The 8,212-nt window shown below is 51.9% G+C and carries 8 protein-coding genes and 1 pseudogene; 2 read left to right on the top strand and 7 right to left on the bottom strand.

Annotated features, from left to right (window positions below):
- From MPL1_RS14185 to MPL1_RS10805, 6 genes and pseudogenes are all read right to left on the bottom strand, one after another.
- Nucleotides 1-365, bottom strand: a pseudogene (locus MPL1_RS14185) (hypothetical protein); the annotation flags it as partial.
- Between the two features lie 7 nt (nt 366-372).
- Entirely contained in the window at nt 373-828 is a 456-nt protein-coding gene (locus tag MPL1_RS10825; protein WP_009727175.1) for a DUF4149 domain-containing protein, read from the bottom strand.
- Nucleotides 829-843: 15 nt separating this feature from the next.
- Nucleotides 844-2,373 carry a fumarate hydratase gene (locus MPL1_RS10820; protein WP_009727174.1) on the bottom strand — a complete coding sequence of 510 codons (1,530 nt, stop codon included), beginning with the start codon at nt 2,371-2,373 and terminating at the stop codon, nt 844-846.
- Nucleotides 2,374-2,386: 13 nt separating this feature from the next.
- On the bottom strand, nt 2,387-4,096 hold the full coding sequence (locus MPL1_RS10815; RefSeq protein ID WP_009727173.1) for a proline--tRNA ligase: 1,710 nt from the start codon (nt 4,094-4,096) through the stop codon (nt 2,387-2,389).
- 68 nt (nt 4,097-4,164) lie between these two features.
- Nucleotides 4,165-4,500: a phenylpyruvate tautomerase MIF-related protein gene (locus MPL1_RS10810; RefSeq protein ID WP_009727172.1), complete on the bottom strand. Its 336-nt coding sequence runs from the start codon at nt 4,498-4,500 to the stop codon at nt 4,165-4,167.
- A 13-nt stretch (nt 4,501-4,513) separates the two neighbouring features.
- Nucleotides 4,514-4,969, bottom strand: a complete 456-nt coding sequence (locus MPL1_RS10805; RefSeq protein ID WP_009727171.1) for a DUF4124 domain-containing protein — start codon at nt 4,967-4,969, stop codon at nt 4,514-4,516.
- A gap of 54 nt (nt 4,970-5,023) precedes the next feature.
- Here MPL1_RS10805 and MPL1_RS10800 point away from each other — a divergent pair, with 54 nt between their 5' ends.
- Nucleotides 5,024-5,875 carry an RluA family pseudouridine synthase gene (locus MPL1_RS10800; protein ID WP_009727170.1) on the top strand — a complete coding sequence of 284 codons (852 nt, stop codon included), beginning with the start codon at nt 5,024-5,026 and terminating at the stop codon, nt 5,873-5,875.
- Between the two features lie 84 nt (nt 5,876-5,959).
- Here MPL1_RS10800 and MPL1_RS10795 read toward each other — a convergent pair whose 3' ends face one another.
- Nucleotides 5,960-7,237 carry an MATE family efflux transporter gene (locus tag MPL1_RS10795; protein ID WP_235045576.1) on the bottom strand — a complete coding sequence of 426 codons (1,278 nt, stop codon included), beginning with the start codon at nt 7,235-7,237 and terminating at the stop codon, nt 5,960-5,962.
- 181 nt (nt 7,238-7,418) lie between these two features.
- Between MPL1_RS10795 and MPL1_RS10790 the strand changes: the two genes are divergently transcribed.
- Nucleotides 7,419-8,207 carry a sulfite exporter TauE/SafE family protein gene (locus tag MPL1_RS10790; protein WP_083859232.1) on the top strand — a complete coding sequence of 263 codons (789 nt, stop codon included), beginning with the start codon at nt 7,419-7,421 and terminating at the stop codon, nt 8,205-8,207.
- Nucleotides 8,208-8,212 lie beyond the last annotated feature (5 nt).

Here is an 8,212-nt window from a genome sequence, read left to right as displayed (position 1 = left end):
CGGTCGAGTCTGATCAGTGCCATACTGACCACGATATCAGCATAGGCTTGGGTATTAAGTGCGACAGAGTGCCAGTCGACACTTGAGCCAGGATCACAGGCGAAGCAGTCGTAGCGGATAATTTCAAACTGTGCCTGTGCCGGTTTCTGATCGGAAAATACAAAGCCATCACCTTCATCAGACAACGACTTGTAGATAACCGTCGGGCGTCTGGTGTCCAGACGCGGTTTGCGGACATCGCTGTCAATGTTGGTGAATTCGATGCTGCCATCGGCTTGCTTGATCCGTTGAATACCGTCAGCCATGCCGGGATGGCTGAGCAGACACAAGCTGCTGAGGAGAATGATTGGCAGTCGTTTAAACATGGTGAATTTATATCAGATATCGGCCACCGGCACCTATCAGAACGACAAAAAGTCCCAGTGCCAGATTAATACGAAACACAAAGCGAATTTTGTTCAGTGCATCAGCGCCGGTGATCCAGTCGTGTTCGCGGACCGCCCAGCGAAGCTTTTGATAGGGGTTAAAAAATACATGGGCAAACAGCAGCATCATCACAATGCCAATCACCAGCATCAGGTGCACATGATGTCCTGCCATAGCCATACCGCCGAGTCCGACGATCATCATTGTGCCGGTCACCAACAGCACTGCAATGCTGACCCACACCCACGGGAAAAAACGTTTAAAAACCATGCTCCACAGTGGAAGCCTGTGTTCCGGTGGTAACTGTGTGGCCGCAACCGGGCGCAAACAGTGATAGGCGAAAAACATGCCGCCCACCCATATCACGGCGGCGAGAACGTGCAGTGCGATGGCAATGGACATGATTAATCCCCTTGTTTAGACAGGTTCAACTTTAACCGGAATTTCAGCAATTTTCTGCTGCCAGAGTTTGGGGCCTGTCTCATGGACGGATTGACCTCGACTGTCCACGGCAACGGTCACCGGCATATTTTCAACATAAAACTCGCGAATCGCTTCCATGCCCAGCTCTTCGAAAGCCACCATGCGTGATTGTTTGATGGCTTTTGATACCAGGTAGGCTGCGCCACCTACGGCAATCAAATAGACAGACTGATGTTTACGAATTGCTTCAATTGCTTGCTGACCACGTTCCGCTTTGCCAATCATGCCCAAAAGACCGGTTTCAGCGAGCATCAGCTCAGTGAATTTATCCATTCGGGTGGCGGTTGTCGGGCCGGCTGGACCCACCACTTCACCTGGCACCGGATCGACCGGGCCGACGTAATAGATAAAGCGATTGTGAAAGTCCAAACCTTCTGGCAAGGGTGCGCCTTTGCTGAGCAGATCAGCAATTTTCTTGTGCGCTGCATCTCGCCCGGTCAGGAAATGTCCGCTCAACAGCAATGTTTCACCGGGTTGCCAAGCCTGAATATCGGCAGCGGTGAGTGTATCCAAATTGACATGTCGGGTATTGCTGGCCGCCTGCCAGGTAATGTCCGGCCAGTCATCCAGAGCGGGAGGGGTGAACTCGGCAGGTCCGCTACCATCCAGCACAAAATGTACATGGCGTGTGGCCGCGCAATTGGGAATCATCGCGACGGGTAGTGACGCTGCGTGAGTCGGGTAATCCTTGATTTTGACATCCAGTACCGTTGTCAGCCCACCGAGTCCCTGGGCACCAATACCCAGTTGATTGACTTTGTGATAAAGCTCGACTCGAAGTTTTTCGGTGGCGGTTTCAGGCCCTCGATCAATCAATTCCTGAATGTCGATGGCTTCCATCAGGCTTTGTTTGGCCATCAGCATGGCTTTTTCGGCAGTGCCGCCAATGCCAATGCCGAGCATGCCGGGAGGGCACCAGCCAGCGCCCATTTTGGGTACGGTGTCCATCACCCAGTCCACCAGACTGTCACTCGGATTCAGTATGGTGAATTTTGCTTTGTTTTCACTACCACCGCCTTTGGCCGCAATGTCGATTTCCACCTTATTACCCAGTACCAGCTCCGTATGGATAACCGCCGGTGTGTTATCACCGGTGTTGGTTCGACTGCCAACAGGATCAGCGACAATCGATGCACGCAGTACATTATCAGGGTGCAGATAGGCTCGGCGTACACCTTCATTAATCATGTCTTCCAGAGACATGTCTGCCTGCCACTGCACTTGCATGCCGACTTTGACAAAAACATTGACGATGCCGGTGTCCTGACAGATGGGCCGATTGTTTTCGGCGCAGAGACGAGAATTGACAAGAATTTGTGCAATGGCATCTTTGGCGGCAGGGGATTGTTCACGCTGATAAGCCGCTGACATTGCCTGAATAAAATCACGCGGATGGTAGTTGGCAATGAACTGCAAGGCATCAGTGATGCTGTCAATCAGATCCTGTTGTTGAATGATGCTCATGCCGCTCAGTGCCTCAAGCCAATCGTTGCTTGATTTCGTCGAGCAGGCTGTCAAAACTGAACTCGGCGCCGTCACCGCTGGCACGATGTTTATATTCAATCACGCCATTATCCAGACCACGTTCACCGAGAATCAGTCGGTGAGGTACGCCAATCAAATCCCAATCGGCAAAAGCAACGCCCGGACGCAATCCGCGATCATCGATCAAAACATCTACGCCTGCTTCCAGCAATTGTTGGTAAACCTGTTCAGCTTTGTCACGCACGCGTTGGGATTTGTGAGCGTTCACCGGAATCAGCACCACTTCGAAAGGGGCAATGGATTGCGGCCAGACGATGCCTCGCTCGTCATGATTTTGTTCGATGGCAGCAGCGACCACGCGGGAGACACCGATACCGTAACAGCCCATGGTCATGACTTGAGACTGGCCGGTTTCAGTCAGCACCACAGCATTGAGTTTGTTGGAGTATTTTTCGCCCAGCTGAAAGATATGACCGACCTCGATGCCGCGGGCGATTTCCAGTGTGCCGTTACCATCCGGGCTGGGATCACCGGCTTGAACATTGCGCAGATCAGCGGTTTCAGGTTCTGGCAGGTCGCGGCCCCAGTTAACACCGATCAGATGTTTTTCATCCTCATTGGCGCCGCAGACAAAATCCGCCACATGCGCGGCCGCGAAGTCGACAATCACCGGAATATCCAATCCGCGTGGGCCAATCGAGCCAATATTGGCGCCGCACACTTCACGCACTTTCTCCGGTGTGGCAAAGGTCAGGGGCGCGGCAACCAAAGGATGTTTTTCAGCTTTGATTTCGTTGAGATCGTGATCTCCACGTACGACCAAAGCAACCACAGTGTTCTTTTCAGCACCTTCGACCAGCAAGGTTTTCAGGCAACGTTCGGCAGGGAGTTTCAGAAACTCACTCAACTCGTCGATAGTGTGTTTTTGTGGCGTGTCGACGCTCTGCATGGTTTCACTGGCGGCCGCCCGAGGCGAAGCAGGCGGTAGTGTCTGAGCCAGTTCAACATTGGCGGCATAATCACTCTGGTTACTGAAGGCGATGGCATCTTCACCCGAGCTTGCCAATACATGGAATTCATGTGAGGCATTGCCACCAATGCTGCCAGTGTCTGCCAGCACTGCACGATAATTGAGACCGATACGTTCGAAAATTCGACTGTAGGTCTGGTACATGGTGTCGTAAGTGTCTTGCAATGAAGCCTGATCCAGATGAAACGAGTAGGCGTCTTTCATCAGAAACTCGCGGGCTCGCATCAAGCCGAAACGTGGGCGGATTTCATCACGGAACTTGGTTTGAATCTGGTACAGATTAATCGGCAGTTGTTTGTAACTGCGGATTTCCTGCCGAACCAGATCAGTGATGACTTCTTCGTGTGTAGGGCCGTAGCAGAAGTCACGTTGATGGCGATCAATAATCCGCAACAGTTCTGGACCATATTGTTCCCAACGACCACTTTCCTGCCACAGTTCTGCAGGCTGAACAGACGGCATCAGAACTTCCTGAGCACCAGCGCGATTCATTTCTTCGCGCACAATTGCTTCAGTCTTGCGTAAAACCCGCAGTCCAAGCGGCAGCCAGGTGTATAAACCCGAGGCCAGTCGTCGAATCAGACCGGCGCGCAGCATAAGCTGATGACTAACGATTTCAGCATCGGCTGGCGTTTCTTTGAGTGTGGCAATGAGCAGGTTCGATGTGCGCATGGAAGTGTCGTTATCCCGAATAAACAATAATTGCAAAAGTAAAACCGCCGGTGAGCCGGCGGTGTGTATCAGAAGGTGCTGTGATTCCAGCCCCAGTTCTGTCGTTCAGAGTCTGTCATGCTGATGTAAATGCGATCACCTTGAATGCCCAGCTGTTCGCTGATAAGGCTGCACAAGGTATCTGAAAATGCCTGGCGATTACCGGGCAACCCCAGTGCGCGATAGTCCAGAAATGCGGCGGGCGCATCACTACCGCCAAACAACATGTCGGCTTTGGCTTCAAGGGCAACCAGGACATAGTTTTCCGGTTTGCCTGATGCTTGAGCAACCGTTTTGCTGGCGGTTTTAAGAAAATCTGTCTGGTTATCGACAGTCTGATTGGTCACGATATTCAAATAGGGCATGGCGTGCTCCTTTTCAGGGTTGGCAAAGACTATCTACTTGCTGTTGAAGATCAATCATGCGCTGCTGGCGCTGTTCTTCGGAAAGTCGCTGAAAACTGCCATCGCTGTCCATAAATCTCCGGTTGGGATTATCCTGAAACAGTTGCAGATTTTCTTTGGCAATACGACAGTTTTCCTGACGTTGCTGGCGAATTTGTTCGGCTTGCTGCTGTTCGTTGCGTTGTTGTTCGCGTGCCAGACTGCCGTCACGTTGTGACTGGATTAACTGACGAATTTCCCGAACAGCGTTTTCATCCAGCGGTGGCGGTGGAGGCGTGATGACTTGTTCTGAAGGTCGATCTGCCGGCGCTGTCTGGCTGTAACTGATGGTGCCGTCATCATCCGTCCAGCGATAGACATCGGCTATTGCCAGTGCAGGGACTAACAGCAGTGTGGAGACAATCGTTCGCATGAGATAAGCTGATGGCATTTACTGCCCCCATGTATAAAAACCCAATTCTACGTCAAAGCGCTGCTACAGAAAATGTCTGTCAAACCCACCTCTGTTGATTGTCACGTTACGGTGTCGACGCCGGGCCTGTCTGCTCTGGAAATACTGGCGAGTGAATCAGGTGTTTCCAAGCAAAAAATCAAGGATGCCATGAGCAAGGGTGCCGTCTGGCTATCTCGTGGCAAAAAGACTCAACGCCTGCGCCGAGTTAAATTCATGCCCGTGCCCAGCGACAAGCTTCGATTGTGTTTTGACCCGCAACTGCTGGCCTTGGTGCCACCCACACCTACACTGATTGCCGATAGTCAGGGTTACAGTGTTTGGTACAAACCAGCCATGCTGTTGTCACAGGGCAGTATCTGGGGTGATCATTGCAGTTTGCTGCGTCTGGTCGAGCAATATTTTCAGCAAAAACGCCGGGTTTTTCTGGTGCATCGGCTGGATCGTGAGGCCTGTGGCTTGATACTGGTGGCACATCAACCGCAAGTGGCTGCGCAATTATCTGCAATGTTTCAGGACCATCGTGTCAGCAAACATTATGAAGTGTTGGTCACAGGCAATTTTAGTGAAACGGCGGGGCTGCAGGAGGTCACAGTGGATCTGCCAATTGATGGCAAGCAGGCTGTCAGCCATCTGACGCTGAAACACTTTGACGTCGAGCGTCAGGAGTCTCTACTCGAGGTTTCTATTGAGACAGGTCGCAAGCACCAGATCCGCAAACACTGCGCTTCGTTGGGCTTACCGGTGGTTGGTGATGCTCGCTATGCAAGTGCAGACCAGCGCGGCTTGCAACTTAAAGCGTGTCGTCTAGAGTTTGTTTGCCCGATCAAAAAGCAAGTCGTAAGCTACACACTGGATGAAAATGCTGGCAAGGCCAGTGGCTGAGTCGAATAGCATGCAGACTGTCCAAAAAACTTCTAGATGTTGATCAGATGCTGTTGAAGATGCGCTTGAGGTAGAGCGCCTGAATCAACCTCTGGATGCCAGAAAGATCAATAAGGCCAGCCACAAGCCATCATTGCCCAACGGTTGCAGCAGATACCAGGCAGGCAGATAGCAAAGCAAGGTCGCGGCCAGCATGGTGTTGCGCATTTCACGGCCTCGCGTCGCGCCGACAAACAATCCATCAAACAGATAGGTCCATACTGCCAGCAGCGGTGCAATGATCAACCAAATCAGATATGTTTGAGCCGTTTCCATCACACTATCAATACTGGTTAACAGGCCGATAATCTGCATGCCAAACACGCTGTAAATCACACTGAACAACACCGCCATCAACACTGCCCAGAAACCACTTAACAGTAGCGCTTCGATCATCTGATGGCGGTTTTTTCTGCCGATGGCCTTGCCAGTCAATACCTCAGTGGCGTTGGCAAAACCATCCAGCACAAAGGCCATGAAGGTAATGAAGTTGAGCAGCACAGCATTTGCCGCCAGGACAACATCTCCCTGCCGGGCACCTTGAGTGGTGAAGAAGGCAAAGCTGAAGATCAAGCACAGGGTTCGCAGTAATAAATTGCCGTGAATGCTAAAGGCGCGAAAATCTGCCAATGACTGCCAGGTATTCACCAGCAGGCCATAGCCGGGCAATGTGATGCCGTGTCTCCTGAGAATCACCAGCGCTACGGCCAGGCCCGTGTACTCGGCAATGACTGAGGCCAGTGCCACACCATCGGTTTTCATGCCCAGCCAGTACACTAGCAACAGGTCAAACACAATATTGGTGAGGTTGATGACGAGTACCAGCCACAAGGCCGAGCGCGCGGCTTCCCGGCCAATCAGCCAGCCGATAATGGCATAGTTGAGGAGTGTCGCTGGCGCGCTCCAGATTCTGATATCGAAATAATATCTGGCATACAACGCCACTTGGTCACTGCTGTCGATAAGGGCAAATGCCATTTGTGCAACTGGCCACTGTAAACAAAGCAGTATTAATGCGATGAGCGTCGCCAGCATCATTGACTGCCACAGTACCGAGTGAATGCGTAGTTGATCCTCTGCGCCATGTGCTTGAGAGGTTAGCCCTGTGGTCGCCATGCGCAGAAAGCCAAAACTCCAGAACAAAAAAGTAAAGATCATGCTGCCGATGGCGACAGCCCCCAGGTAATGCGGATCATCAAGATGGCCAACCACAGCCGTATCAACCATGCCCAACAGGGGTGTTGAGATATTGGCAATGACCATCGGCAGGGCAATCTGCCAAACGCTACGATGGTTTATTGACGGTTGAGTCCCGTGTCTCATTAATGGATGACCTGGTTGATGAAATTTTTCATAGCCGACAGACGTGTATCATGGGCGGCCTGAATCACCAGGGGGCATGAAAGATGAGCAGACCCTGGAAGCCTGGCAAAACTTATACTTGCCGGGCAAAACTGTGTAAAGCATGCCTGCATAGCCAAACCGGAGGAAACAATTTGTGCTGATGGAACTGTTGAGCTACGCCGCGGTGGGTATCGTTGCTGGAACGATAGCTGGCCTGCTCGGGCTTGGCGGCGGCTTGATTATCGTACCAGTGTTGGTATGGCTGTTCGGCCATCAGGGAATGCCAGAGGCATTTATTATCCACATGGCGGTTGCCACTTCACTGATGACGATTGTGGTGACTTCAGTTTCTTCGATTACGGCTCATCATCGATATGGCAATGTGATCTGGCCAGATTTTGGCAAACTGCTACCGGGGCTGATGCTTGGAGCCGTTGGCGGCGCGTTGTTAGCGGTTAACCTCAGTGCCGGAACGATGGAGACATTTTTCGCCTGCTTCGCTTTGATGATGGCCGCCAGATTGTGGCTGCCAGCTCTTGATGTCACATACACGAGCCTGCTGAACTGGCTGCCATCTTCGTTGTATGGCGTATTTGCCGGAATACTTTCAGCCTTGGTCGGCATCGGTGGCGGAACATTGATTGTGCCGTATCTGGTGACTGCCAGCAGAGCAATGCAGCAGGCAGTGGGAACAGCGGCCGCTTGTGGTTTTCCAATTGCCCTGGGGGGCGGTATCGGTTTTATGTTGTTTGCGCCCGTCAGCGCCTTGCGAGACACTGGCTGGACGGCAGGTCTGATTCATTGGCCTGCGGTGTTGGGAATTATTTCAACCAGTGTGCTGTTTGCGCCATTGGGTGCAAAACTTGCGAAACAGCTGCCATCAAGCGTGTTGAAACGAATTTTTTCAGCCGTCTTGCTATGCGTGGACTTGTACTTCTTTTTACGTTAAACGAC

It is taken from the genome of Methylophaga lonarensis MPL, from assembly GCF_000349205.1.
GTDB lineage: Bacteria > Pseudomonadota > Gammaproteobacteria > Nitrosococcales > Methylophagaceae > Methylophaga > Methylophaga lonarensis.
The sequence above is the reverse complement of the archived record's forward strand: the minus strand, read 5'-3'. Positions and strand labels throughout refer to the sequence as shown.

Excerpts from the sequence above, each read along its gene's own strand:
- MPL1_RS10825 (WP_009727175.1), bottom strand. The coding sequence starts at position 828 with ATGTCCATTGCCATCGCACTGCACGTTCTCGCCGCCGTGATATGGGTG.
- MPL1_RS10820 (WP_009727174.1), bottom strand. The coding sequence starts at position 2,373 with ATGAGCATCATTCAACAACAGGATCTGATTGACAGCATCACTGATGCC.
- MPL1_RS10815 (WP_009727173.1), bottom strand. The coding sequence starts at position 4,096 with ATGCGCACATCGAACCTGCTCATTGCCACACTCAAAGAAACGCCAGCC.
- MPL1_RS10810 (WP_009727172.1), bottom strand. The coding sequence starts at position 4,500 with ATGCCCTATTTGAATATCGTGACCAATCAGACTGTCGATAACCAGACA.
- MPL1_RS10805 (WP_009727171.1), bottom strand. The coding sequence starts at position 4,969 with ATGCCATCAGCTTATCTCATGCGAACGATTGTCTCCACACTGCTGTTA.
- MPL1_RS10800 (WP_009727170.1), top strand. The coding sequence starts at position 5,024 with ATGTCTGTCAAACCCACCTCTGTTGATTGTCACGTTACGGTGTCGACG.
- MPL1_RS10795 (WP_235045576.1), bottom strand. The coding sequence starts at position 7,237 with ATGAGACACGGGACTCAACCGTCAATAAACCATCGTAGCGTTTGGCAG.
- MPL1_RS10790 (WP_083859232.1), top strand. The coding sequence starts at position 7,419 with ATGGAACTGTTGAGCTACGCCGCGGTGGGTATCGTTGCTGGAACGATA.